The sequence below is a fragment of the Lysinibacillus sp. DFXJR4 genome (genome assembly GCF_057196045.1).
The window spans coordinates 755,295-780,490 of record NZ_JBXUNW010000001.1 but is presented as its reverse complement, the minus strand read 5'-3'; the positions used below and the strand labels follow the sequence as shown (position 1 = coordinate 780,490).

Sequence of the window (25,196 nt, the reverse complement as noted above, 5' to 3'; positions counted from 1 at the left end):
CGTAGATTTACCCTACGCGACTTTTAAATTGGCCCCGCTTTAACGGGCAGTAATTATCTGTACCTAAAGCTTCAAATACAAACCATAGTAATTGCCGCTTATGGATATAAACGGTTTAATAAACGTGGGAATGGAATAGTTTCACGGATATGCTCCGTTCCAGAAATCCATGCCACTGTTCTCTCTAAGCCAAGACCGAAACCAGAGTGCGGTACGGAGCCCTGTTTACGTAGTTCTAAATACCAAGCATAAGCATCCAATGATAAATTGTGTTCTTCAAGTCGTGCTTTCAATAAATCATAATCATGAATACGCTCAGAACCACCAATGATTTCCCCATATCCTTCTGGTGCAATTAGATCTGCACATAATACAACATCATCACGATCAGGATGTGGTTGCATATAGAATGGCTTAATACCTACTGGATAACAAGTAATGAATACAGGTTTGTCAAATGAATTGGCAATAGCTGTTTCATGTGGCGCACCGAAATCATCGCCCCACTCAATATCGTTAAATCCTTGGTCATGTAACAATTTAATCGCATCGTCATAAGAGATACGTGGGAATGGTGCTTTTATGTTTTCTAGAGTTGAGGTATCACGCCCAAGACGCTCTAGATCTAATTTGCAGTTTGCTAGTACAGATTGCACGATATGCTCCACATATTGTTCTTGAACTTCAAGATTTTCCTCAAATTCAACAAAGGCCATTTCCGGCTCAATCATCCAAAATTCGATTAAATGACGGCGTGTTTTTGATTTTTCAGCACGGAACGTAGGACCGAATGAGAAGACCTTTCCTAATGCCATCGCAGCTGCTTCCATATAGAGCTGACCCGATTGAGAAAGATACGCATCCTCATCAAAATATTTCGTGTGGAATAGCTCAGAAGTACCTTCAGGAGCTGATCCAGTCAAAATTGGCGGATCCATTTTTGTAAATCCGTTGTTGTTGAAAAACTCGTAAGTTGCACGAATAATTTCGTTACGGATTTTCATAATTGCGTGCTGCTTACGAGAGCGTAGCCATAGATGACGATTATCCATTAAGAACTCGGGACCGTGTTCTTTTGGGGTAATTGGAAAATCTGTTGCGGCATGTAGCACTTCAATACCTGTTACAGCTAGCTCGCAGCCAAAGCTTGAACGCTCATCTGCTTTAACCTCTCCTGTAATATACATCGAAGTTTCTTGTGTCATACCTTTTGCAACGGCAAAAATTTCTTCGCCTACTTCTTCTTTCACAACAACGCCCTGTACAAAGCCAGAGCCATCACGTAATTGTAAGAAGGCAATTTTCCCACTTGAACGTTTGTTTGATAACCAAGCACCTAGCTTGACTGTTTCACCGATATGTTTTGGCATATCTTGAATCATAATTTTTTTCATAGAAATCCTCCAAAGTTGGTTAGAAGGATTAGTCTTGCCATTTTGATTTGACAAATGCATCAATACGGCGGACTGCCTCTTCTAATAGTTCTAAAGATGTAGCATAAGATAATCGCATTGTAGTTGGTGCACCAAAGCCAGAGCCTGGAATGACTGCTACGTTTGCTTCTGTTAAAATAGCCGCAGCAAATGCATCTACTGAATCGTAGCCAGTATGAGCCATTGCCTCTGCTACGTCTGGTAATAAGTAGAATGCACCCTGTGGTTTTAACACATGGAAGCCAGGAATTGCACTTACCTGTGGATAGATTTTTTCAAGACGAGATTCAAAAGCTTGGCGCATTTCTTCTACTGTGTCCTGTGGTCCATTGTATGCCTCCACTGTTGCATATTGTGCAGTTGTTGTTGCGTTTGATGTAGAGTGTGATGCAAGATCAGTCATTGGTTTAATAATGTCTGCATTACCTGCCGCATACCCGATACGCCAGCCTGTCATAGAGTGAGATTTTGCTACACCGTTTACAACGATTGTACGTGCTTTCACTGCAGCAGAAAGTTGTGCAATTGAAAAATGCTCTATACCATTGTATACAAGCTTCTCATAAATTTCATCTGACACGATTAAAATATCCTTTTCTTCTGCAACAGCAGCAAGTTCTGCTAGCTCTTCACGAGAATAAATCATGCCTGATGGATTGCTAGGAGAGTTTATAATCACTGCTTTTGTTTTATCTGTTACTGCGTCTCTTAATTGATCCGCTGTAATTTTATAGCCCTGCTCTCTTGTACCTTCAACGAAAACAGGCACTCCACCAGCTAGCTTTACTTGCTCAGGATAGGATACCCAATAAGGGATTGGAATGATGACTTCATCACCCTCGTTTAAAATAACTTGGAATAATGTGTAGAGAATATGCTTTGCACCAACACCAACAATGATTTCATTAGCCTTATATGTAAGGTTGTTGTCGCGTTGTAATTTATCAATAATTGCCTGCTTAAGTACTGGAAGTCCGCCAGCTGGTGTATATTTTGTAAAACCTTTCTCCATTGAGTCAATAGCAGCATTTAAAATATTTTGCGGCGTGTTAAAGTCTGGTTCACCAGCACCTAGACCAATGACATCAATCCCTTGCTCTTTTAATGCTTTAGCTTTTGCAGTAATGGCTAAAGTTGAAGATGGTGTTAAAGTTTTTACACGGTTTGCTAATAAATTTTTCATTCGGAATCTACTCCTCTTATAAATTCGTAATGCGCTTCCACCAATCGCCGTCCTCAAACATAATATAGACATAGTTGAGCTTATCGTGATCGTTTAGGTACGAAATTTCCCAAACAGCACCGGGCTCCTCATAGCCTAATTTCATATTGAGTACCTTTTGTACATTTCCTTCTTTTTTAAAAACCGATAATGCTTGCTTTTCGTTAATACCATCTTTCAAAAATACTTCCTGCATTGAATCAGCATCTAGATTCGTAGGAACAAAGACAGCTTTTTTATCACCATATTCGTCTACTCCAAATACAGTAACATACGAATGTTTGCCATTATATGTGTAGGACTCCGAAACGACTGCGAGGGCCTTGGCATCCAGTGCCAACTGTTCAGCCTTCTCTTCAATTGATCGGAACGGAGCCTCGGCTTTCCATAATACTAAAATACCTATGACAAGTGACAATGAAACCATAAAGACAGAAATGAAAATCAACCAGTTTTTCATTTATTCACCTTATGTTTCACATCTAGCTTATGCTTTAACTCGATTGCCTGATTTAGCATGTTAAAAGCTACGTAACCTTTCATTTTGCTCTCCATTTTGTCAACCTGCTTTCTTTCCTCATACCACAACATTATACAACAATTTTGTCCTGTCGTGTTTCTTAATTTCATATATTGTACGTTGCTAGAATAAGGTTTTCAAATGATTCGAATAGTTATTTTTATTTTTCGATTTTTGATAAAAAATGACAGCCTTTTCAACGTAAAAAATTCCTATTCACAAATCAAATAGGAATTAAAAATATTTATTGCAATCCATTAATAATACAGGTAGTCCGGCCATTTTTTTTAGCTCGGTATAAACATTGATCCGCATGCTCAAATAAAGTTTTAAAGTCATAATTTTTCTGATTATTGATACATGCGCCCATGCTAACCTTTAGTGTTTCACTTTCAATATGTTGATCCAACGTCAATGTAAGTAAAAAGGTATGCAAATCTTGGAACAGTTTATTTACAAACTCTTTCTGCTTATGACGAATACAAATGACAAATTCATCACCACCAAAGCGAATAATCTCCGCATCTTCTTTTTGTAAAAAATTACGAAGGCCAGTCGCAAGAATTTGTAAAACACGATCACCAAATAAGTGTCCATACGTATCGTTATACGATTTAAAATAATCAAGATCTAAAACAGCCAGACCAACAAATTTTCTGTTGATTTTTGCCTCATATAGCCTTTCATTAATCTCAACATCAAGGAAATGCCGATTTAAGACACCCGTTAAAGGATCATAGAGTGCCTTTTTTTCAAGCTTTTCCTTATGGCGATTAAATTCTAAGTTCATCACCTGCTGTAGCAAATTATCTGCGCTCATTTTTTCAGAAAGCTCTATATATGCACGCTGCACTTCAAAAATTTCATCTCGCCAATTCAACTGATATAGTACATTTAAAAGCAAACGCATTACTTTCTTGGTTATAGCATTATCCCCATACGATTGTGCCAGCGCTATTGACTGTTTGTAATAGTTCACTGCCTCTTTAAGACTATCTTGTTTTTCATATAAAAACCCATATCCAAACAAAGCAGCCACCCTTTCACGATTATGGCGCTGAATAATCTGTGAATTCAACGTACTGTCTAATAAAGTCTGTGCTGTGTCAAAATCTCCCTCAAAAATATAAACATCAGCTAAATTATTATTAATACGAATATCATGTAACCTCGCTAATTCAGGTAGCTTCCTCAATAATTGCTGATTGTATTTTCTAGCCAGTAAACCAGCTTGTAGTGCTTCATCGTTGCAGCCTTTCTCAACCTCTAGATAACATAAATTATTATGACCTCGAACAAGCATAATTAAATCGTTAAGTTCATGTGCATAGTCAATCGACCTTTTTGTCATTTCGATTGTTTTTTCTCTAAAACCAACTGCATCATATAATAAAGACATGACAAGGTAATAATGCATGAAGTCTTTTGCAGTACCATATTTTTGACAAGACGCTTCATATACAGGAATTAGGCTCACCATACCTAATGTATTTCCTAGCGCGAAGTGTATTAATAACTTTTGATAATATAAATCCAATCCATGTTGAAAATTTTGATTCTCTATTGCTACTAATAGACCTTGTTCAGCAAGGGCTAATGCTTCCGTTAAAAGGCCCTTTGTTCGCATTTCCATTATTGTTTTATTTAATTGTTCTAATGTTAATTCCAACGTATCACCACTTCTCCTACCCCCAGATTAACTAATATATCCATTATAAAACAACTGTATCCTGTCGTCCGTACTTTTCAACATTTACCAAACTTTACCGATTGATAATTTATAGAATAGTAGAAAATATTCCTACAATCATGCATCAAGCAATTCGTTCTTCATCTACATGGCAATGATTATTTAACTTCCCTCACTATTCCTTGAAATCAACATCACACATCCATTACTGAAGTGTAGATATTTTTTCATATTTGCACAAATTTTCTCCATTATTGTCCCAGTTGCCTATTGTTTTCACCCATATGATGAAGTAATTAGCTATCTAAAGTACTCAAAAAAGGGACGTGATGTTTTGACCATGAATATTAATCCTGCTGATCCAGCTACTATTCCAAAATTTGTTGATGAGCTACCAAAACCAAGCACTGCTAAACCAAAATATTATAGAGGTCAACAACGAAAAGATTATTATGAGTTACAAATGATACAGGCAGAGCATTGTTTTCATAAGGATTTCCCAAAATCCATCATTTGGGGCTATAACGGGCTTTATCCTGGCCCGACGATTGAAGCTAAAAAAGACAAAACAATTTACGTCAGATATAAAAATCTATTACCTACAAAGCATTTTCTACCAGTCGATTTTACGCTTCATGCTGCCAATGATTCCCAAGAGGTAAGAACAGTCACTCATTTACATGGCGCAAATGTAGATTGGGAAAGCGATGGTCATCCAGAAGCATGGTACACAAGAGACTATATGCATACGGGACCAAAATTCAATAAAGAAGTACATGAATATACAAATCATCAACCTGGTACAACAATGTGGTACCATGACCACGCAATGGCATTAACACGCTTAAATGTTTATGCAGGATTAGCGGGCTTTTATCTCTTGCGGGATACCCTTGAGGAGCGTTCTAATTTGCCCTGTGGTGACTACGAATATCCAATTTTAATTCAAGATAAATCGTTTAATGAAGATGGTTCACTATTCTATCCTGATGAGCCACCATTTCCAGTTCCCGTCCATCCATCAATTACGCCTGGATTTGTGGGGAATACAATCGTTGTCAACGGTAAGGTATGGCCTTTTTTAAACGTCGAACCTCGTAAATATAGATTTCGTTTTCTAAATGGCTCCAATAGAAGAGGATATGTTATCAGCCTTTCAAATGGAGAACCAATGATTCAAATTGGGACAGATGGCGGTTTTTTAACAGCACCTCGAGAAATACAATCTGTTGAATTACTACCAGCTGAACGAACTGATGTCATTATTGATTTCTCTAAATGTGACGGTCAGGAAATACTATTAGTCAATTCTGATGAAGATTTCATCGATGAGCATACAAACGTTCTTATGCAATTCAAAGTTACTCTCCCTTTAAAATGTGAAGATACTAGTGAAATCCCAGAAATGCTTGCCGTTTCAATGGATTTGCACCCTCACCATGCACATATCGAGAGACAACTACCATTAACCGCTACAACGGATGAATTTGGTCGACCGATGCTTTTATTAAATAATCGGATGTACCATGATCCTGCCACAGAAAAACCTGCACTTGATAGCATAGAGATGTGGAGTTTTATTAATGCCACACCGTTCATCCATCCTATTCATTTGCATTTAATACAATTCAAAATAGTGGAACGACGTCCATTTGATTTAGAGCTGTATCAAAATGAAGGAAGGCTGGAATTTACAGGACCTCCTGAAGAACCTCGTGACTATGAACAAGGCTGGAAGGATACCGTCAAAGCAGATGCAGGAAAAGTGACGAAAATTATAATGCACTGGAAAGATCATATCGGTCATTATATGTGGCATTGTCATTTTCTTGAGCACGAAGATCATGATATGATGCGACCAATCCTTGTGATAAAGGATGTTCATCCTGTGCAGCAGCCTCATGCCGAAGCTGAAATAGAACATTCTCCATCTGAGCATCAGGAAACTGTTGCTACTATTGAAAACAGCAATCTGCAAACAACACCTCTCTTAAGTAATGATTCAGGTCTTAGTCAAGCAACTGAGGATCGTCTTGAGGATGAAGATAAACAGACAATTGTTCATCAGGAAACAGATATACGTAAAATCCCTCAACCGATTTTCCCATCTGCTGAGGTTCAACCTCAGGAAAGAATGTCAACTAGGCCTAGGAGTAAATGGTACTAGCGAAACATTATTTTTGAAAGGTCTGGGACTAAACTGGTCAAAACTAAAAAGCGTAAGAAATCATTTTAGAAACGTTGATTTCTTGCGCTTTTCTGTCGTAAAATTTTTAAATATGGTTTAATGATTTTTTATTCTTTTGAAATAGGCTATAAAGTATAGGTACAATAAACAATGTTAAAAAAGTAGAAGTAAATAGTCCACCTATCACTACAACAGAAAGTGATTTTGATACCATACCCGTTTCATTCGAAATTGCCATGGGTATTAATGCTCCCATTGTAGCGATAGCTGTCATTAAAATAGGACGAATACGTATAACGCCTGCTTCCACTAAAGCTGATTGTTTGGTCATGCCACTTCTTTCAAATTGCTTCACCTTATCAATAAGTACAATTGCATTCGTTACAACAATCCCATTTAACATTAGTAAACCAATCATTGCAGGCATGCCGATGGGTTCCTTTACAATATAAAGACCTATTACTGCACCTATAACTGAGAACGGAATTGCAAACAAGATAACAAATGGCGCTTTTCCTTCCTTAAAGGTAAATACCAGTATCAAATATACTAAAAATATACTAATTCCTATGGCAATTGATAAATCCCTGAAACCATCATCCATTGAAGCTGATACACCTTCTTTATAATAGCTAATATTCTCAGGAAGCTGTAGTTTATTAATCATTTTATCTGCCTGAGCAGTTACATCTCCTACTTTTTCATCAGTAATGGTTCCATACACCATAATATATTCTTCACCATTAAGATGTGAAATGGAAGTGATATTATGAACTCTTTTTAGTTCTCCTATTTCATTCAGCATGACGGGAATTCCCATTGCATTACTGATTTGAACCTTTCCGAAATCTTTAAGCGAAGTCATCTCAGCCATTTTTAATCCCAGCTTCACTTCTTTAGTTTCATCAGCAGCTTGCATAGTTGTGACTACATCGCCATTAATGAGTGCTCGAAGATGTTGTGCAATCGTTGCTGGCATCATTTCTTTCTCGGTAAGTTTCGTATCATCCAAATCTACAATGATTTCAGGTACTTCCCCCTCTAAAGATGTTGTCACATTCTCCATACCTTGCACTTTCTTTAAAGCGTCTGTTATCTGTTCACTCGCTCTTTTTATTTCTTCTAAATTAGTACCATTTACTACTAACGTATATTTGTTTTCTGCCCCTCCAATAATTCCTCCAATACCTGATACCTTCATCTCCTTAGGTCCACTTATTGTTGTTAACTGTACTTGCAAATTACTAACATATTCATACAATTCCTTTACAGAATCATTGACTACAAAAGAAATCGTTGCATTTTTTGATTGCGGATCAATAACTGTATGTATAAGATTGATTTCCTTTTGATTTAATAATATATTTTCTACTTTACTAGCCACATCAGTTGCTTTTTCTAAGGAAGTTCCATTTTCCATTGTCAATTCAACCTTGAAATTGTTCACTTTCTCCTGTGGTAGAAAGGTTGTCCCTAGCTTGGGTGCAATGCTGACAGTAGTGCCTATTAAAATAATTAGCGCAGCAAATAATGTAATTAGACGGTGATGCAAGGTCCAGGTTAAACTTTTTCGATACCACTTTTGAAGGACATTCTCATGTGAGAGTTTGGGCTTAGTTTTTAATAAAAAGACCTTTGACAATATTGGTACAATAGTGATGGCAACCATTAAAGAAATTAACAATGAAATGACAATGGTCCATGCAAGTGGCTTGAAAAAACTGCCTACAATTCCTGGTACAAAAGCGAGTGGAAGAAAAACAGCAATGGTTGTTATGGTTGAGGACGTTATCGCAGTTGCAACTTCACTTGTTGCTTGTTCTATTAATTCTTCGTCTCTTTCCTTTGATGCCCTTACTCTCCTAAATATATTTTCAATAACAACGATAGAATCATCTACAACTCGTCCAACTGCCACAGCAATCCCAGCAAGTGTCATAATATTTAATGTAAATCCCATTGCTTTCAGCCAAAGAAAAGATGCAAAAATTGAAACTGGGATTGAGATGACGGCAATAATAGTCGAACGAAAATTTTTTAAAAATAATAATGTGATGAGGATCGTCATGAATGCACCTAAAAATACTTCACGGAGCATTGAATGAACGGATTGATTAATTTCAATAGATTGATCGTGCAAAATCTCCATTTTATAATCTTCTGGAATAGCTAAAGAATCCATTTCCTTCTTAACTTGATCAATAATTCCTACTACATCGGCACCACCCTCAGGAATAATACTGAAACTAACTCCCTCCTTGCCATTAATGCGTGTTATATTATTTGTATATTTACTTTCATCTGTTACTTCAGCTACTTCACCTAAAGTCTTTGCAGTATATTCTCCTTCTTTCGTAAAAAGCTTTACATTTTTAATGTCCTCAATAGATGTAAGCGCACTATTAATTCTTACTGGTAAAATTTCATTTGAAATCGTAATATCTCCAGTTGGCACAGAAGGATTACTTGCTATAATTGCTTCTCGTACATCATTGAATGTAAAACCATTTGCTATTAATTTTTGCGGTAAAAGTCGTATAAATACAGATGTTTCTGTTGTTCCACTCATTTCTAAGTCACTTATACCCTCTATAACAGTCAATCGTGGGAGTATTGTGTCCTTTACAAACTTTTGAACTTCGTCGATTTTTTCTGGCGCATATATACCCATTGTGAAACTATTTGGATTTCCACCAGGTCTCGTTAATTCATATTGAGGTTCACCTGCTAATTTAGGCAGTTGTAAACTATCCACACTTCTCCTTACAAGCTGCTCTGCTTCCTTCATATCCATTGTCATATCAAATTCGATTGTTGAATAGACAGCATTCGTTACACCGTTCGTGTAAACATTTTTTCTTCCTTCAAGCTTGAGGAACGCTCTTTCCATTTGCTTTCCAATATCATTCATAGCTTGTTCTGGCGAGGCTCCCTGATAAGGAATAATTACTGTCAAATATGGAATATCGACGTTTGGGTACTTCTCCATATGTAAAGTTTTTAATGAATAAATCCCACCTGCAATAAAAAGAGGTATGATTAATATCATTGTTAAAGCATTTTTCATAGTAAAACGGATAAATTGTTTCATATTACACCTTCCTAATTATGTAAAATCTTACTACTCCATTTGAATAACAGGTAACAATAAATCTAATTGTGTAAAATCATCACCTCGATACCACTCTAGAATGGATCGAGTAGGAACCCATTTATGTTGAAGTGCATATTGTAGTAATTTAATATAACCATCCTTAATCGTTGACATATGCTCTTTAAAGGGTAGTGCCAGACATATACAAGCAGGCATGTGTTCAATAAAATCACAATCTATATGTATATTTAAATTTGTGTCTACTGGAACTCCAAAGCCAATTTGAGCTTTAATTTCGTCTTGCCCTGATAAATAATTTAAATAGTAGCTTTTAATACGGATATTTAATTGTTTTAATTCATTTGCTCTTTGTGCAAAGCTTGCTCCAAATTTCCCTGTCGTCGATTTGGCTGTATACCAAATAATCTTTTCATCATTTTTATCAATTAAATAAATATCCTCTCGAATAGAATCACTTTCTAAATAACGCAAGCTAATATCCAATAAATCTCTTTTTCTCTTAATATGTTGAATCCATTTTTGCATCATCTCTTGACGAATCGCTTCATTCTGCTCCTGTAAATAAAGTTGAATTTCATTAATAGGAACATCCGCCAAACGCAAAGTGGATATTAATTTTACAGTTGCAATCTGGCTATCTGCATACACACGATAGCCATTTAGGCTCCTTTCCTCTGGCATTAATAAATTTTTGGTTTCATAAAAGCGTAGAGTGCTTTTGGCTATACCTGTTCTTTCAGAGAACTCTTGAATGGTCATATATTTTTTCACATCATCACACCTCTCATTTCCAATGGTAAACCTTCAACCAACTTGAAGGTCAAGCCTTTCTCCAAGATTTGTTTTTCATGTCGTTGAGGTAATAAAAAAGTCCCTTCTATATAAGGGACCCAAAAAAGTTAATTATTTCTCTCTTCAAATCGTAATATTCTGTTGGTTGCTAAAGCCAGGATCACCATGAATACACCAATCATTAAAATTGGAACATAGATTTTACTACTAAATACCTCAAATAATAAACCATACAATAATTGCCCAATTGGTGCCATACATTGTGAAACGGCAATAATAATTGCCATAACCTTCCCTAAATTTTCATTGGGTGTTTCTTTTTGGACAACTGTAATAACATAAATAGAAATAACTGTCATAATCATAGCTATCAAAAGGGTGCTGATGACAAAAACAATATAAGAAGGATAATAGCCAATCGTAAGCATAATAGGCATAACTGAAATGGCCATTGGAACAATCAATAAGGCTGTGATGAAAATCCAAACATACAAATTACTGATACCCATTTTTTTTGCAAAGTATCCCATCGATAAAGCCCCTAAAATAGTAGCAAAATCGATTAATCCCATTGCTATTCCATATAACGTATCACTACTTTGCATTGTGACCCGGAGAATTATTGGTACACCTACAACAAACAATGGGGTTAATAATAAATTTAATAATGCTGCTAAAATCATACATTTGAAGATAAAAGATTGCTTTATTACATAGCTAATGCCCTCTTTCAAATCATTGATAAGTGTTGGAATAATATGTCCGTCCTGTTGTCGTTGATTAAATGGAATGGTAATAAACATCTCTAACAGAGCTGATAGAAAAAAGAGCACTCCACTCATGATGACAAGCACCTTTAAGCCAATCATGCCGTATAATATTCCACCTAGCACAGGAGCCGCTACACCCGACAATGCTTGAATCCCATTGACAATGCCATTTGCTTGCTCAAGCTTCTCTTCTTCTACTAGTACAGGGATACTAGCCATAACTGCTGGCGTGTACATGGCACTTACAAGTGAAAGTAACACCATGACGATACCGATAAAGACGATAGAACTATTATCACTTATAAGCCAAAATAAAAAAATAAACACGATTACACTACTGACAAAATCAAATAGTACCATTAAATTACGTCGATTGAATCTGTCAGCAATAGCTCCTCCAAGTGGTGCAAGTAAAATCGGGATACTTGAAATCGCAAATAGTACAGCAAAAAGATCTGCACGACCTGTAATATCTAATACATAAAGTGAAAGAGCAAACCTTAAAAGAGCAGATCCTAAAATGGAAATAATTTGTCCAACCACCATTAGGTTAAAATCTTTTGAAAAGCCTTTTCTTGTTATCTGAGATTCCATTTGAATAACCCCTTTCCTGTGCTAAATGGATGTTAAATCATTCAGCCATCACTCGTATTTCGATTTTCAGTGAACATTATAGACCGACTGTCGGTTTATGAATATTATATGGCATCTCTCCAAAAAAAGGAACCTCTTTATTTATTTTTTCTTTATTGTAATAATTAAGAAGTGGTAATTTCGTACACTTATTGTAGCTTCATTACAATTCATTTCATATTCAGTTCATAAACAGATGCTATAGTAAAAGCCATAGAACACTGAAGGAGGCTTATTTCTTTGCAAGAAACATCAAAAGATACTACTAAAAAACAAGATTGGCGACGTTTTATACAATTAGTAAAACGAGCTGAACCACCTATTTGGCTGCTAGTTATTGCCTTAATTATGAGTTTAGCTACAACGGGTGTAGGCTTTATCGTCCCCTTATTTACAAAACAGTTAGTGGATGGCTTTTCATTAGAATCGCTTAATTATTGGCAAATCATTTTACTGGGTATTGCCTTTATCGCACAGGCTATTGCTAGTGGATTATCCATCTATTATTTAAACCGAGTTGGACAACATGTTGTGGCAAAATTACGGGATCAACTTTGGCGCAAGCTGCTTCATTTACCAATCCCCTATTATGATGAACACGATACTGGTGAAACATTAAGCCGTGTTACCAATGACACAGCGGTCGTGAAGGAGCTTATTACGGAGCATCTAGCAAACTGCTTATCTGGTGTTATTTCCATCATCGGCTCTATCATCATCCTCTTATTCTTAGATTGGAAAATGACGCTGGTAATGTTAATCGCTGTTCCACTGGCGATGGTTATTTTAATGTTGCTTGGTAAACGCATGTTTGTGATTTCAAAGGGTATGCAAGATGAGACAGCGAAGTTTACATCCGTGCTGAACCAAGTTTTACCTGAAACACGCTTAGTTAAGGCATCGAATGCAGAGCAAATTGAATATGAGCGTGGAAAAAAGGGCATTACAAATCTCTTTACCTTTGGCTTAAAAGAAGCAAAAATTCATGCGCTTATTTCGCCATTAATTTCATTTGTTCTGATGTCAGTACTTGTCGCTATTATTGGATACGGTGGTGTTCGTGTATCCTCTGGGGAACTAACTGCTGGCGATATGGTGGCATTTATTTTATATTTAATCCAAATCATTATGCCTATGACCCAATTAACTATGTTCTTTACGCAACTTCAAAAGGCTATGGGAGCTACGGAACGAATTAGCGAGTTACTTGAACATGAAGAAGAACATATTGAGGACGGCTTAACAGTAGAAAAAGTAGATCAACCGATTTATGTCAAAAATGTGGACTTCTCTTATGATGAGGAACCAATTTTGTCCAATATTAGCTTTACCATTGAGCCAGGCAAAGTAACGGCCATCGTTGGACCAAGTGGTGGCGGAAAAACAACAACATTTTCTCTCTTAGAGCGATATTATCAGCCAACTAGCGGCAGTATTACACTAGGAGATACACCAATTGAAACTTTCTCACTCCACTCTTGGCGCAGTCAAATTGGCTATGTGGCGCAGGAAAGTGCCCTACTGTCAGGAACGATTCGTGACAATATTTGCTACGGTGTTGACCGTGAGGTGCAGGATGATGAGCTAGAAAAAGTGGCTAAAATGGCCTATGCTGATCACTTTATAAATGATCTGCCAGATAAGTTTAACACAGAGGTTGGAGAACGAGGAATCAAGCTTTCCGGTGGGCAACGTCAGCGTATTTCCATTGCAAGAGCCCTGTTACGGAACCCGCAAATTTTAATGCTAGATGAAGCAACATCTAGTTTAGATAGCAAGTCAGAGATTTATGTACAAAAAGCGTTAGACAATTTAATGCAAGGTCGCACAACATTAGTTATAGCTCATCGTCTATCAACAGTGGTAGATGCCGATCAAATATTATTTATAGAGAAAGGGCATATTACAGGCTGTGGTACACATGAAACGCTCTTTGAAACACATGCAATGTATCGTGAGTTTGCGAAGCAGCAATTACGAATTAAAGAGGAATGACGAAGGGATATGTTTTGATGACAAAACTATTAGTGGTGGATGATGATGGATATATTCGAGAATTAGTAAAAGTATTTTTACAAAATGAAGGTTTAGAGGTTATAGAAGCTACGGACGGTGTTGATGCACTGTCCAAGTTAGCCGCTGAAAAAGTGGAGATGGTCGTGATGGATATTATGATGCCAAACATGGATGGCTGGACACTATGTGAGGAAATACGTTCATTCGATACAGATCTCCCTATCCTCATGCTCACAGCTAAAGGAGAAACGTCTCAAAAGGTCAAGGGCTTTCAATTAGGGACAGATGACTATCTCGTAAAGCCATTTGAGCCTGCTGAGCTAATTGTCCGTGTAAAGTCGATATTAAAAAGATATCGTATTTCGGCCTCACAGATTGTAGAAGCTGGCAATGTCAAACTTAATCGTCAGACACATGAAGTCGATTGGAACGGAGAAATTATAATACTTCGATTAAAGGAGTTCGAGCTATTATTTACGCTAGCGAGCTATGTAGGTAAAACCTTTTCACGCGAACAATTAATTGAAAAAATTTGGGGCTATGACTATGAGGGAGATGAACGGACAGTCGATGTCCATATTAAAAGAATACGCGAACGTTTTCCACAAGAAATGAGTGGCTTTATCATTCGCACCATTCGTGGTCTTGGCTATCGCTTGGAACTAACCACATGAGAAAACGCAGATTCCTTTTCAAGTTGATCATGGTCCTTTGCCTGTTCCTCATGGCAAATACTGTATTTGCTTTTCTTGCCTATCATGCAACCACATGGCTTTATGGTCGATTAGGTGCAGAACCTCAAGGATTTTGGCTACAGTTAGGAACAGTGATAGGTGTATTTGTGCTCTTTGCCTGTTCAGCCGCTATTATCTTTTTAATCGGATTAAATCGAAAACGAAACTATTGGGATACAATTGTGGATGCATTAAGTCGCATGGCAAAAGGTGATTTTGATGTCCAATTAGATTTAAAAGCAGATGAAGAAGATCAATTTGGGCAATTAATTCATGGCATCAATCATATGGCTGTGGAATTAGGCGAACTTGAAAGAATGCGTCAAGAGTTCATTTCAAACGTTTCCCATGAAATACAGTCACCTTTAACATCTATTAATGGCTTTGCAAAGGCACTTAAAAATATTAATCTGCCTGAAGAAAAGCGTCGACACTACCTAGAAATCATTGAATTAGAAAGTAATCGCTTATCAAAAATTAGTGATAATTTGCTTAAGCTTACTTCTCTAGAATCACAGCATCATCCATTTGAAGCGAAAAATTATCGACTTGATAAACAATTACGCAATGTTGTATTGGCACTTGAGCCTAATTGGATAATGAAACAACTCGACTTTGATCTTCAACTTGATAATATAAGCATTACGGCAGACGAGGATTTGCTAAATCAAGTATGGATGAATTTGCTAACGAATAGCATTAAATTTACGCCTGACTGCGGTACAATCACTTTATCGATGACACAGCATTTGGATACAATTACAGTTATTATTCAAGATACAGGCATCGGTTTATCCGAAGAACAGCTAATCCATATTTTTGAGCGATTTTATAAGGCCGATCAATCACGAACAGCTACAAATGGCGGTAGCGGCTTAGGGTTGGCTATTGTTAAAAAAATTATTGAAATGCACCATGGTACCATTGCTGTAAAGAGCAAGCTTGCTGAATTTACAACCTTTATCATAACACTACCTATCGACAGTACACAAACTCGTGCAAACGACTAAGCACGTCTGCACGAGATAATTTCATCAGTAAGCAACCTTTTTAAAATATCGATACACTTTGTCAAGCTTTTGCTGTTGCTTCCCCTTTTTACTTTCCATATTCCCAAACTCAAAAAATTTCACTTTCTTCATCCCTACAAATTTAAATAATGCTCTTTTCATCAAAATTTTATGGGCATTATTCAACCATAAGAATGGATAATTCGTTGGCCCTTTCATTGTGGACACACAAACAACTGACTTTCCTTTTAAGAGCCCTATAGGAAATAATCCCTTCGTATCCCGATAAGCAAAATTAGAAGCAAATAATTGATCAATATACCCTAGTAGCATTGCTGGAGGTCTCCCCCACCAAATTGGATAGACAAAAACAATTTGATCTGCCCATGTAAGCTGTTGGCGGTACTTTTCCAATTGCGGATCACGATACATATCACGCCGTCGTTTATGCTCATGAAAAACTAAACGCGGATCGAATTGTTCTTCATATAAATCTACTATCTGTAATTCTTCTATCGCAGGGTTCTCTCGACACCCTTTTATCACCTCCTGTAAAAAAGCATAATTTAAACTTTTATGGTTTGGGTATGTATAGACAATTAACGTTTTCATCCTATGCCTCCAAATACTTATCATTTGATAACAAAATAATAATCCATTTTATTTTTGTTGTCAAATGATAATTGTTTTAAGACAAGTTATTTGTTATCTTGACAATAAGAGGTGATCCAATTGGATAAAAGCAGTTTATTTCATCAATTCGTGACGTTTACAGCCACTGTCCATCAAGTGACACACGACCTCACTCAAAATGTGACAGTAGCCAATATTACACCGCTTCAATATAAAATTCTCGAATATATTAAAGTAAGCCATCCCGTCACTCCGACTGAAATAAGTGAATGTCAGCATATGTCCCTATCCAACACAAGTCGTGAATTACGAAAATTACAAGAACAAAACCTAATTGAAAAATTTAACGACACAGAGGACCGAAGAAAGCAGTATATTCGCTTGTCCGATGAAGGAGATAAAATGATGGGAGAAGCCTTCGCATGTATCGAAGAACGCTTTTTACAGCTTATTCAACATGCGTCACAGGACGATCTAAAAGATATCCAACATGCCCTATACGTCCTTGAACAAAAGATTTTTCAACAAAAAGATTAACAATATACTGCTTCAATAGTTTTTTCCTGAGCCTTTGAAGCAGTGGTGATTGTTTTGCTCTAACTGTTCTATTGTGGTGGAAAATGATCACTCTAAATAGAAATCCGCTCATAAATGAACCGAAAACGCTCAGTAATCAGTCTTACTCCCTTCCAGAAACTTCGAAAAAATATTGATAGGCGTATAAGAAAGATAAGTTTCAATATGAAGAGCAGGGTTTCCCCTGTTTATCTAGCAGCATGTGTTTTTTCCCCCCTTCATAACGTAGAAAACGAATAGTGTGTATAAAAAAATGGCTTAAAGAATACCAATATATTCATCATGATTTCGTAACCCATTCGCTTTTTCTTTAATAGTATAAAGGTGTATAGAAGGAGGAGACTCAAGTGGAAGTAGTAGTATTTGACAGGAAGTGGATGGAGGAACATCTTGAGACACTTCCATTTTGGCAACAATCAGCCTATAGGGATTTTGCAGCCACGATTGCTGATGAAGCGAATACCTTTCCATGTGTACCAGCAAGGATGGGTTTTTTATCGAACCATCTACGCTATAGTTTTGTTGGGGATCCACGGGAGGAACAATCTATCAGGACGTTAGCTCAATGCTTAAAGGATTACGCGAAATCCTCACAAACATATGGAAAATATACAACCCTCGCTGTTTTCTTTCAAACCCCAAACGATATGCTTAATAGTTTTAAAGTATCGGATTATCAACATTTATTTTGGACCATTTTAAACAATCTAACTGAAATCGATGATATCGATTGGCCAAAAGAAATTCCAACTGATCCAACTCACACTGAATGGGAATTTTGTTTTAACGGTGACCCGTATTTCATCTCGTGTGCAACACCAGCCCACAAATTGCGTAGGAGCCGTCATTTTTCTACGTTGTTAATGGCGATTCAACCTCGCTGGATATTCGAGGAAATTAATGATACTACTGTATTTGGTCAAAAATTAAAAAAACTAATTCGCCAACGTATTGCTGATTATGATGCGGTTCCAGGGCATCCTGACTTAAAATGGTACGGACAAGAGGATAGTTATGAATGGAAGCAATATTTTTTAAGTGATGACAATCGAAGTCCATCTAAATGTCCTTTTTCACGAATGTCACAGAATAATGTACATTAAACTTCTTTTCTTTGCCTTTTCACAACAATCCAGGTCGCAACACCTATTAGGATGATAAAGAGCAGGCTCACGAAAAAACCGAGTCTGCTTGTTTTTTCCCCCAATGTGCCAGATACCGTTACAACAATGAACAGCATCCCTAAAGCATTTTTCACATGCTCCCATTTGGATAACTTCATGAGCTTCATATACGTCACTAAAATAAAGAGCCAGTTATAGATCAACATTAAACCCGCTGCTGTAACCAAATATTCAAAAATCTTTTCTGGCATAAGAAAACCAATCACAATTGTTATCACTAATCCACCCGCTAAAAATAAAAATGCAGGAAAAGGTACTTTCATTTTTCCTTCCTTTGCTAATATTTTAGGGGCATCATGATCTTCGGCAAGTGTAATGAGAATTGTAATAACAGCATAGAGTGAAGCTACCATTGTTGAAAAACCTGCAATCATTAAAACGCCATTAAAAATATCTGCCACATAGGGGATATGATAGTCATGAAGCACTGTAATAAAGGGGCTTTCCTCCACATTGAAATCTTTCCAGGAGACTAGGGCTAATGCAAGGGCGATGGCCATTATAAAAATGATTGTAATGACAATGAGCATAATTCTACCCGCTTTTGGTGCCTCTTTAGGATTTTTTAAATCAATGACCATTAACCCCATTACTTCAATGCCTCCATAAGCGTAAAAGGCATACAGTAGTCCAAGCCAAATTCCTTTTATACCTTGGGAGAAAAACTCTTCATAATTCGATTGTAAAGAATCAAATGTTGCTGATTGTGTACCTTTTAGGATGATCATCACAGCTACGATAATAAACATCATAATTGCTGCGGCCTTTAATGCCCCAAAGATATTTTGAAAGTTTTCAAAACCCTTCATACCAGTGAGGATAACGACTAACCCTAATGCTGCATAAAGAGACGCAGCCACCCATAATGGCAGAGCAGGGAACCAAAACTTCGTAAAAATACCCAGTGCCATCAATTGGCTCCCCATTATAAGAATCTCAGATATCAAATAAACCCAGCCATTACTAAATCCTGCCCATCTACCAAATGCTTGCTTAGCATAGGTACGAAATGAGCCTTTATCAGGGTTCGCCACAGACATTTTGACAAGTCCATCATACACAATGTAAGTACAAACTGCTGCTACTAAAAAAGGAATTAACACAGCAGGTCCACTTTTATGAATGGCCATACTGGTCCCAAGAAAAAAACCTGTTCCTAGTGTACAACCTATACCGAGAAGAGAAAGCTGCCACCAAGACAATCTCCCTTTACTTGTTTTAGCTGTCATTTTAATCAACCCTTTGTGCTTACTTTCTAACTAATGGCAATGTCATGCAACGAATGCCTCCACCGCCCTTTTCAAGTTCCGTAACTTCGACTTCAAGCAACTTCTTTTTTTGTAGTAATGGATGCTTCAGCAATTGCTGTTTCGTTGCTTGCTTACTAATTAATAATGTTTCTGGATCAATATTCACAAAGTTAATGTCTGGAATAGTCTTATATTTTTCAAGCCAATATACTTCGAATCCATGTCGTTGTAAAAATTGTTCTACCATGTCAAAATGACTGCTTTGGGCTGTGAACACCTGTACAGAAAAATAACGCACAAAGCTTTTAGCAATCACTAAATTAACGTTCGCGACATTGCAATTCATATCTAAATGAAGCGTATCATTTCCTTTTGGCAGATCAATTACAGCAATTTCAGAAAATCCTTGTTGAAAAATATAAGATTTCATGCTTTCGATAGCCTCTAATGTTGTTCTCATACCAAGATTAATGAGCACGGCATCCTTATTTAATAGCATCACGTCTCCACATTCCAGGGATTGGGCAGGTTGCAGCTTACTCATAAATTGTTCTGGAAACCACTTTGCTAAAAGTGAATGAGCAAGTGGATACTCTGGACGTCTTAACGAGCTACCTGCATTTCCCAGTAACATTTTATTACCAATAACACAGGCCAGATCACGCACAAAATAACGATTAATAAGCTGCTCACTTAACAATTGTTGTTCATTGGCAAGTTCTTTGGCATAATCTATAACCTTTACACCTACATGTTCAAATGCTGCCTTCAGCTCCATATAATTCTCCATTGCTTTTTTATGGCTAACAGTTGCACTCCAGCCTATGTTCTCCGCTATTTTTAAATCTGTTACATCAAAAATAGAAGGTTCACAAAGCATAACAACCTTCAGTTCCTCATGCTCCGACCAACAATTCACCTGAAATGAGTCCATCCTATTCTCCCCTTCTTCATAACGATCTCTGTTAGCGTTACCATCGTGATTCAGATTATACAAATACAACGAAAAGAAGGATTTCTAGATTATTTAGATAATTAATACAAAGATAAAAATAATTATAGAAATGAGTGTTACCGTGGAATACTATCAATTTTTAAGACAATATGTAGGACATCAGCCTATTATTTTACCTGGTTCAGCTGTCATCATTCTAAATAACGCAAATGAAGTATTATTGCAAAAAAGATACGAAGGCGGGTGGGGACTTCCAGGTGGTTTAATGGAATTAGGAGAGAGCTTAGAAGATACCGCCAAAAGAGAAGTGTTTGAAGAAACAGGGTTGACTATTACAAATCTACAGTTCCTAGGTATTTTTTCTGGGCAAGATTATTATGTTAAAATGTCTAATGGGGATGAATTTTACGCCGTTACAGCCGTCTACTATACAAGAAATGTAAAAGGCGATTTAATGATTAATTATCATGAATCAGAGACAATGCAATACTTCTCATTCATAGATTTACCAGATGGCTTAACATCTTCAAATCGGAAGTTTATTGAGAGGTATTTATCGCAAATACTTTAGAGAGAAAACTACCAAGTTCTCTCTCTACTCTAATGCTACGTAAAATACTCTAATTTCGCTTGAGGAAAAAATTTTTGCATATAACCATACAAATGTTCCTTAATATCTTCCTCTTCTTCTTTTTGATAAATGTATTTGCCTATACCGTACTTACCCCATTTATACCTTCTTACCGTTTCGTCTAACTCTAGCTTCGTCATGGGATAATTTTTTTCAATCACGCGTTTGGCTGGCTTTGTAAAGCGATGCTGAATAAACTCAAACGTTATATCCTCTCGTAGATCTTTTGGCAATTCTGCATCCAATCGCTCAAACATATGGTAGTAACCCTCCTGCCATCCATCATGAAGATAAATGGGAGCAACGATAAAGCCAAGCGGGTATCCGGCCCTTGCCACTTTACCAGCTGCCTCAATCCGCTTCACTAATGAAGACGTGCCTGGCTCAAAATGCTTAATGACATAATCGGCATTTACGCTAAACCGGAACCTTGTTTTACCATTATGCTTAGCGTCCAATAGATGATCCACGTAATGGAATTTCGTCACAAATCGTAATTGACCTAACTCACTTTGACCAAAATGCTCAATGGCTCGCTTCAATGAATGGGTAAGATGATCAATTCCTACAATATCGGATGTGCAGGATGCCTCAAATCTTGTGATGTCAGGGGCTCGTTCTGCCATATAATGATCAGCCTGTTCCAAAATTTCATCGACATTCACATAGGTACGAATATAAGGCTTACTACCCATAGTTGTTTGTAAATAGCAATAATGACAATGACCCATACAGCCTGTTGCTAATGGAATCGCATATTCTGCTGAGGGCTTTGATGTATCAAATTTTAACGTTTTCCGAATCCCTACAACTAATGTAGATTTCGCTACTCGATACTTTTGAAAGTCGTTGTCACCTGGAAGATTTCTCACTTGATTGTGTGAGGTTGTATAACGAATTTCGATACCCATCTGCTCAAACTTTTCTTTTAGCTCCTGCCCCAGTGGATACTGGAGTGCATCTGGCTCAAAATAAACAAGCTGAGGGATAAATGGCTTAATCATGGTGGTCCCCCCTCAATGAAAATACTGATGATAGGCTTGCTCAGCCGCCATCTCACTTGAAAAAATCAATAGGTCATTTGTTATTGGGTAATATGTTTCAAATAAAAAAAGAGCTAGCTGCTCTGGTTGTTCTGGATGATAAACCACCGCGGCTTCCTGTATATTCGCTACATCCTGAATATGAGGATTACGATAAAAAATGTAAACGATATCACCGACATTGTATTGTTGCTGCATTTCTTCACCTGCCTCCATCTTTCCATTAGTTTGGTGAAAATATATGAAAATTATGTTTATCTAAAAAAAATTCTTTTCAAAATTTTAGCTTCTGAAAAACGCGAAAAAACGGGCCTCTATTGTAGCCCGCTTTTTAAAATTTATTTCGATAAATCAATTTTTTTATTTAATAAATAAATAGTTAGACCACCTACAGTCATGGACATTAATTCCCCTACGCCCACTGTAAACCATGTAGCCCAAAAAGGAAGATCATAAAGGATAGTTAATTGCCCAGCAACCGTAAACATTGATATAGCAAAAATCAATGCGGTTACTACCATTTTTACAATGTCATTTTTCATATGTTTTGTGATGCTTCTACAAAGTATTAACACTAGAAAAGTCGCAATCCCACCAATCGGCACATCTAATATCCATGTTGGTGACATGAAATTAGCGAGTATTACGCCTATCGTCACCGCTGCAACATAGCGCTTATTATACAATGCCAGATAATTAAACATCTCTGACAATCGTAGCTGGACAGCGCCAAAGCTAATGACTGACAATATAACAGTTACAGCAACATATAAAGCTGCAACAAGGGCCGTCTTTGTAAGTTCACTTACAGAAATACGGCTAGACTCTTTTACAATAGATGTATTCAATTTTATTCTCCTTTGTAAAATAGCATATTCGCTATTTTAGTAATAACTACGACCAAAGGAAGAGAGCTTTTCGCCCTATCTGAAGTGCCGCAGTGTAAGCCATTTTTTGCTTACCTGCGTATTATAGCAGAAGAATATCTTATTGAACAATGCTATTTTGTCAGCCAGCCACCATCAATTGGCATAACAGTTCCATGAATATAATCAGCTGCAGAACTTGCCAAGAAGAGTGTTAAATTCGCTACTTCGTGCGGCTGTGCCCAGCGACCAGCAGGCGTTTCATCGGCTACCCATTTGGCCATTTCCCCTTCCCCTTCAAAATCTGCCTTAGTCATGGGTGTTTGGATGGCACCCGGTGCTATAGCATTAGCACGAATGCCTTCACGACAATAATCTAAGTCTAACTGCTTCGTATAGCCAACAATGGCATGCTTAGAAGCTGTATAAGCTGCACCTCCACCACCTGCAACTAGTCCAGCAATCGATGCCATATTAATAATAACACCAGACTTTCTTTCTACCATTTGGGGAAGAATTGTATTCGTCACGAAATAAGTTCCCTTTAAATTGGTTTCCATAACAGCATCCCAAAGCGCTTCATCTGTATCCAGTGTTTTGGCAAAGCCATCCAAAATACCTGCCGTATTACATAAAATATCGATTTGCTTAAATAGTGATATTGCATTAAAAAACGACTGTTCAACATCCTTTTTATTACTTACACTGCCTAAACAATAAGAAAATTGCCCAGGAAATTGCTGTTGTAAATAGATTAAACCAGCCTCGTCCAAGTCAAACCCAAATACATTTGCGCCATTTTCTAAAAAAGCAATGGCCTGTGCCTGACCAATTCCTGAAGCAGCACCCGTAATAAAAACTGTCTTTCCCTGATACTCTTCAAATTTCATACCATCTCTCCTCAAAACAAAAGAAGCCACCTCTATTGAGATGGTCTCCTTTATTTAATCAACAATGATCCAATCTTCAGCTAATAAATCACAAACTGTCGGTGTAAACATTGTATAGCCTTCACCCCGTACATTAATTAAAAAATAAGGATTTAAAGTTTCGCCTTCATGCTCTTCTTTGCCAACTAGCTTTACATACAATTCTGCACCGCCCCAGCCCTTACGGATTACTTTTTCTCCTGCTTTTAAGTGTGGTAATATTTCTTCAAACGTCATGCCATTCATCCTTTTTCAACATTCTTTATCGAACTAGTATACTGGAATTCTCAAATCTTGACAACAGAATAACATGCTGCTAAATATTTTTATAAGGCATCAGGTAATTGATGCATATACATATCTAATGCATTTGTATGTGCATTTAAAGTAGCCATTGTGTTTTTATTGGGTGCTGTGTAGATAATAGGATAATCTTTTTCTCCTAGCTTCTCGTTTATTGAAAAGGCGAGTATTTCCTCATTTACAGAGAATTCAGCCTGAACACCCGGTTTATTGCCACGAGCATCTAAACGAATCCAACGATTTAAAGACCTGAGATAAACCCCATTTAAGGCATGGAGACAATAACCTTCCTCTGGGGTATGAAAGAGCATTAACCGCTGATAACAAAAACCAGTTGGAATTCCTGCCCCCCTTAATAGCCCAGCTAATAAATTAGCCTTTGCGTAACAGATTCCCTCACCATATGTTAGAACTTCTGAAGCTTTACAAGTAATATTTGTACTTTGAATGTCCCACGAGTGAGATATTTTATCTCTAACAAATAGAAAAGCAGCCTTCACCTTTTCTATTTCTGAAGATTGGTTCTCAAAAATCTCACCAATTTTTTGATAAATAAATGGATGATGATAATCCACAACATCCAGTTCTTGCAAATATTCGTTAAAATCCGTAGCTTCAGGAATTAGCCTCATAAATATTATCCTCCTTTTAGCATAATTATAACTAAAATTGAATATTAATACAAATACATTAATATATATGC

Annotated in this window: 23 protein-coding genes; 7 read left to right on the top strand and 16 right to left on the bottom strand. The window is 37.0% G+C overall.

The features are described 5' to 3' along the window. Window positions 1-98: 98 nt before the first annotated feature. From asnS to AC2CGN_RS03955, 4 genes are all read right to left on the bottom strand, one after another. The gene (asnS, locus tag AC2CGN_RS03970) at window positions 99-1,394 is read right to left on the bottom strand and encodes an asparagine--tRNA ligase (RefSeq protein WP_429984873.1); all 1,296 of its coding nucleotides are present in this window, start codon (window positions 1,392-1,394) and stop codon (window positions 99-101) included. 28 nt (window positions 1,395-1,422) lie between these two features. Then, window positions 1,423-2,616, bottom strand: coding sequence for a pyridoxal phosphate-dependent aminotransferase (locus AC2CGN_RS03965; protein WP_286922950.1), 1,194 nt, complete (start codon window positions 2,614-2,616; stop codon window positions 1,423-1,425). Window positions 2,617-2,632: 16 nt separating this feature from the next. Continuing rightward, entirely contained in the window at window positions 2,633-3,115 is a 483-nt protein-coding gene (locus AC2CGN_RS03960) for a cell wall elongation regulator TseB-like domain-containing protein (RefSeq protein WP_286922949.1), read from the bottom strand. A gap of 304 nt (window positions 3,116-3,419) precedes the next feature. Then, the gene (locus AC2CGN_RS03955; RefSeq protein WP_484512262.1) at window positions 3,420-4,844 is read right to left on the bottom strand and encodes a diguanylate cyclase; all 1,425 of its coding nucleotides are present in this window, start codon (window positions 4,842-4,844) and stop codon (window positions 3,420-3,422) included. Window positions 4,845-5,205: 361 nt separating this feature from the next. Here AC2CGN_RS03955 and AC2CGN_RS03950 point away from each other — a divergent pair, with 361 nt between their 5' ends. Beyond that, window positions 5,206-7,032: a multicopper oxidase family protein gene (locus AC2CGN_RS03950; RefSeq protein WP_484513145.1), complete on the top strand. Its 1,827-nt coding sequence runs from the start codon at window positions 5,206-5,208 to the stop codon at window positions 7,030-7,032. A gap of 106 nt (window positions 7,033-7,138) precedes the next feature. On the opposite strand, the gene AC2CGN_RS03945 is transcribed toward AC2CGN_RS03950, so the two are convergent. The 3 genes from AC2CGN_RS03945 to AC2CGN_RS03935 form a co-directional block, all read right to left on the bottom strand. Next, window positions 7,139-10,144: an efflux RND transporter permease subunit gene (locus tag AC2CGN_RS03945; RefSeq protein WP_484512260.1), complete on the bottom strand. Its 3,006-nt coding sequence runs from the start codon at window positions 10,142-10,144 to the stop codon at window positions 7,139-7,141. Between the two features lie 30 nt (window positions 10,145-10,174). After that, on the bottom strand, window positions 10,175-10,939 hold the full coding sequence (locus tag AC2CGN_RS03940) for a helix-turn-helix domain-containing protein (protein WP_484512258.1): 765 nt from the start codon (window positions 10,937-10,939) through the stop codon (window positions 10,175-10,177). A gap of 128 nt (window positions 10,940-11,067) precedes the next feature. Continuing rightward, window positions 11,068-12,324 carry an MFS transporter gene (locus tag AC2CGN_RS03935; RefSeq protein WP_484512256.1) on the bottom strand — a complete coding sequence of 419 codons (1,257 nt, stop codon included), beginning with the start codon at window positions 12,322-12,324 and terminating at the stop codon, window positions 11,068-11,070. Window positions 12,325-12,603: 279 nt separating this feature from the next. Here AC2CGN_RS03935 and AC2CGN_RS03930 point away from each other — a divergent pair, with 279 nt between their 5' ends. Genes AC2CGN_RS03930 through AC2CGN_RS03920 form a run of 3 tightly spaced genes read left to right on the top strand, consistent with a single transcriptional unit; the run spans window position 12,604 to window position 16,123 of the window. After that, window positions 12,604-14,358 (top strand): ABC transporter ATP-binding protein, encoded by a 1,755-nt coding sequence (locus tag AC2CGN_RS03930; RefSeq protein WP_484512254.1) that lies wholly within the window; start codon window positions 12,604-12,606, stop codon window positions 14,356-14,358. A 17-nt stretch (window positions 14,359-14,375) separates the two neighbouring features. Beyond that, window positions 14,376-15,053 carry a response regulator transcription factor gene (locus AC2CGN_RS03925; RefSeq protein WP_484512252.1) on the top strand — a complete coding sequence of 226 codons (678 nt, stop codon included), beginning with the start codon at window positions 14,376-14,378 and terminating at the stop codon, window positions 15,051-15,053. Continuing rightward, window positions 15,050-16,123 carry a sensor histidine kinase gene (locus AC2CGN_RS03920; RefSeq protein ID WP_484512250.1) on the top strand — a complete coding sequence of 358 codons (1,074 nt, stop codon included), beginning with the start codon at window positions 15,050-15,052 and terminating at the stop codon, window positions 16,121-16,123. The genes AC2CGN_RS03925 and AC2CGN_RS03920 overlap by 4 nt, the downstream gene beginning before the upstream one ends. 24 nt (window positions 16,124-16,147) lie before the next feature. Here the strand turns inward: AC2CGN_RS03920 and AC2CGN_RS03915 are convergent, their stop codons facing one another. Then, entirely contained in the window at window positions 16,148-16,735 is a 588-nt protein-coding gene (locus AC2CGN_RS03915) for an NAD(P)H-dependent oxidoreductase (protein WP_054770328.1), read from the bottom strand. 120 nt (window positions 16,736-16,855) lie between these two features. Between AC2CGN_RS03915 and AC2CGN_RS03910 the strand changes: the two genes are divergently transcribed. Together AC2CGN_RS03910 and AC2CGN_RS03905 are read left to right on the top strand one after the other, a co-directional pair. Continuing rightward, window positions 16,856-17,293 (top strand): MarR family winged helix-turn-helix transcriptional regulator, encoded by a 438-nt coding sequence (locus tag AC2CGN_RS03910; RefSeq protein ID WP_484512248.1) that lies wholly within the window; start codon window positions 16,856-16,858, stop codon window positions 17,291-17,293. 386 nt (window positions 17,294-17,679) lie between these two features. Continuing rightward, a complete protein-coding gene (locus tag AC2CGN_RS03905) occupies window positions 17,680-18,435 on the top strand; it encodes a YqcI/YcgG family protein (RefSeq protein ID WP_484512246.1) in 756 nt (251 codons plus the stop codon). Here AC2CGN_RS03905 and AC2CGN_RS03900 read toward each other — a convergent pair. Next, the gene (locus tag AC2CGN_RS03900) at window positions 18,432-19,745 is read right to left on the bottom strand and encodes an amino acid permease (RefSeq protein ID WP_484512244.1); all 1,314 of its coding nucleotides are present in this window, start codon (window positions 19,743-19,745) and stop codon (window positions 18,432-18,434) included. The two genes, AC2CGN_RS03905 and AC2CGN_RS03900, sit on opposite strands and share 4 nt — an antisense overlap. 19 nt (window positions 19,746-19,764) lie before the next feature. After that, window positions 19,765-20,700: an arginine deiminase family protein gene (locus tag AC2CGN_RS03895; protein ID WP_484512242.1), complete on the bottom strand. Its 936-nt coding sequence runs from the start codon at window positions 20,698-20,700 to the stop codon at window positions 19,765-19,767. A 130-nt stretch (window positions 20,701-20,830) separates the two neighbouring features. On the opposite strand from AC2CGN_RS03895, the gene AC2CGN_RS03890 reads away from it, so the two are divergent. Next, complete coding sequence (locus tag AC2CGN_RS03890) at window positions 20,831-21,292, top strand: NUDIX hydrolase (protein ID WP_484512240.1); 462 nt, start codon at window positions 20,831-20,833, stop codon at window positions 21,290-21,292. Window positions 21,293-21,327: 35 nt separating this feature from the next. Here the strand turns inward: AC2CGN_RS03890 and splB are convergent, their stop codons facing one another. The 6 genes from splB to AC2CGN_RS03860 form a co-directional block, all read right to left on the bottom strand. Continuing rightward, entirely contained in the window at window positions 21,328-22,356 is a 1,029-nt protein-coding gene (gene splB, locus AC2CGN_RS03885) for a spore photoproduct lyase (RefSeq protein WP_429984864.1), read from the bottom strand. Window positions 22,357-22,368: 12 nt separating this feature from the next. Then, window positions 22,369-22,593, bottom strand: coding sequence for a transcriptional regulator SplA domain-containing protein (locus AC2CGN_RS03880; RefSeq protein WP_286922935.1), 225 nt, complete (start codon window positions 22,591-22,593; stop codon window positions 22,369-22,371). Between the two features lie 140 nt (window positions 22,594-22,733). After that, complete coding sequence (locus AC2CGN_RS03875) at window positions 22,734-23,243, bottom strand: QueT transporter family protein (RefSeq protein ID WP_484512237.1); 510 nt, start codon at window positions 23,241-23,243, stop codon at window positions 22,734-22,736. Window positions 23,244-23,395: 152 nt separating this feature from the next. Next, on the bottom strand, window positions 23,396-24,151 hold the full coding sequence (locus tag AC2CGN_RS03870; protein ID WP_484512235.1) for a 3-oxoacyl-ACP reductase: 756 nt from the start codon (window positions 24,149-24,151) through the stop codon (window positions 23,396-23,398). A 54-nt stretch (window positions 24,152-24,205) separates the two neighbouring features. Continuing rightward, window positions 24,206-24,427: a DUF2829 domain-containing protein gene (locus tag AC2CGN_RS03865; RefSeq protein ID WP_484512234.1), complete on the bottom strand. Its 222-nt coding sequence runs from the start codon at window positions 24,425-24,427 to the stop codon at window positions 24,206-24,208. A gap of 89 nt (window positions 24,428-24,516) precedes the next feature. Next, complete coding sequence (locus AC2CGN_RS03860) at window positions 24,517-25,125, bottom strand: transglutaminase-like domain-containing protein (protein WP_484512232.1); 609 nt, start codon at window positions 25,123-25,125, stop codon at window positions 24,517-24,519. Window positions 25,126-25,196: the final 71 nt, after the last annotated feature.

Coding starts and splice junctions, on each gene's coding strand:
- AC2CGN_RS03965 (WP_286922950.1), bottom strand. CDS start 2,616: ATGAAAAATTTATTAGCAAACCGTGTAAAAACTTTAACACCATCTTCA.
- AC2CGN_RS03945 (WP_484512260.1), bottom strand. CDS start 10,144: ATGAAACAATTTATCCGTTTTACTATGAAAAATGCTTTAACAATGATA.
- AC2CGN_RS03925 (WP_484512252.1), top strand. CDS start 14,376: ATGACAAAACTATTAGTGGTGGATGATGATGGATATATTCGAGAATTA.
- AC2CGN_RS03895 (WP_484512242.1), bottom strand. CDS start 20,700: ATGGACTCATTTCAGGTGAATTGTTGGTCGGAGCATGAGGAACTGAAG.
- AC2CGN_RS03880 (WP_286922935.1), bottom strand. CDS start 22,593: ATGCAGCAACAATACAATGTCGGTGATATCGTTTACATTTTTTATCGT.
- splB (WP_429984864.1), bottom strand. CDS start 22,356: ATGATTAAGCCATTTATCCCTCAGCTTGTTTATTTTGAGCCAGATGCA.
- AC2CGN_RS03900 (WP_484512244.1), bottom strand. CDS start 19,745: ATGACAGCTAAAACAAGTAAAGGGAGATTGTCTTGGTGGCAGCTTTCT.
- asnS (WP_429984873.1), bottom strand. CDS start 1,394: ATGAAAAAAATTATGATTCAAGATATGCCAAAACATATCGGTGAAACA.
- AC2CGN_RS03920 (WP_484512250.1), top strand. CDS start 15,050: ATGAGAAAACGCAGATTCCTTTTCAAGTTGATCATGGTCCTTTGCCTG.
- AC2CGN_RS03915 (WP_054770328.1), bottom strand. CDS start 16,735: ATGAAAACGTTAATTGTCTATACATACCCAAACCATAAAAGTTTAAAT.
- AC2CGN_RS03890 (WP_484512240.1), top strand. CDS start 20,831: ATGAGTGTTACCGTGGAATACTATCAATTTTTAAGACAATATGTAGGA.
- AC2CGN_RS03870 (WP_484512235.1), bottom strand. CDS start 24,151: ATGAAATTTGAAGAGTATCAGGGAAAGACAGTTTTTATTACGGGTGCT.
- AC2CGN_RS03960 (WP_286922949.1), bottom strand. CDS start 3,115: ATGAAAAACTGGTTGATTTTCATTTCTGTCTTTATGGTTTCATTGTCA.
- AC2CGN_RS03935 (WP_484512256.1), bottom strand. CDS start 12,324: ATGGAATCTCAGATAACAAGAAAAGGCTTTTCAAAAGATTTTAACCTA.
- AC2CGN_RS03860 (WP_484512232.1), bottom strand. CDS start 25,125: ATGAGGCTAATTCCTGAAGCTACGGATTTTAACGAATATTTGCAAGAA.
- AC2CGN_RS03865 (WP_484512234.1), bottom strand. CDS start 24,427: ATGACGTTTGAAGAAATATTACCACACTTAAAAGCAGGAGAAAAAGTA.
- AC2CGN_RS03950 (WP_484513145.1), top strand. CDS start 5,206: ATGAATATTAATCCTGCTGATCCAGCTACTATTCCAAAATTTGTTGAT.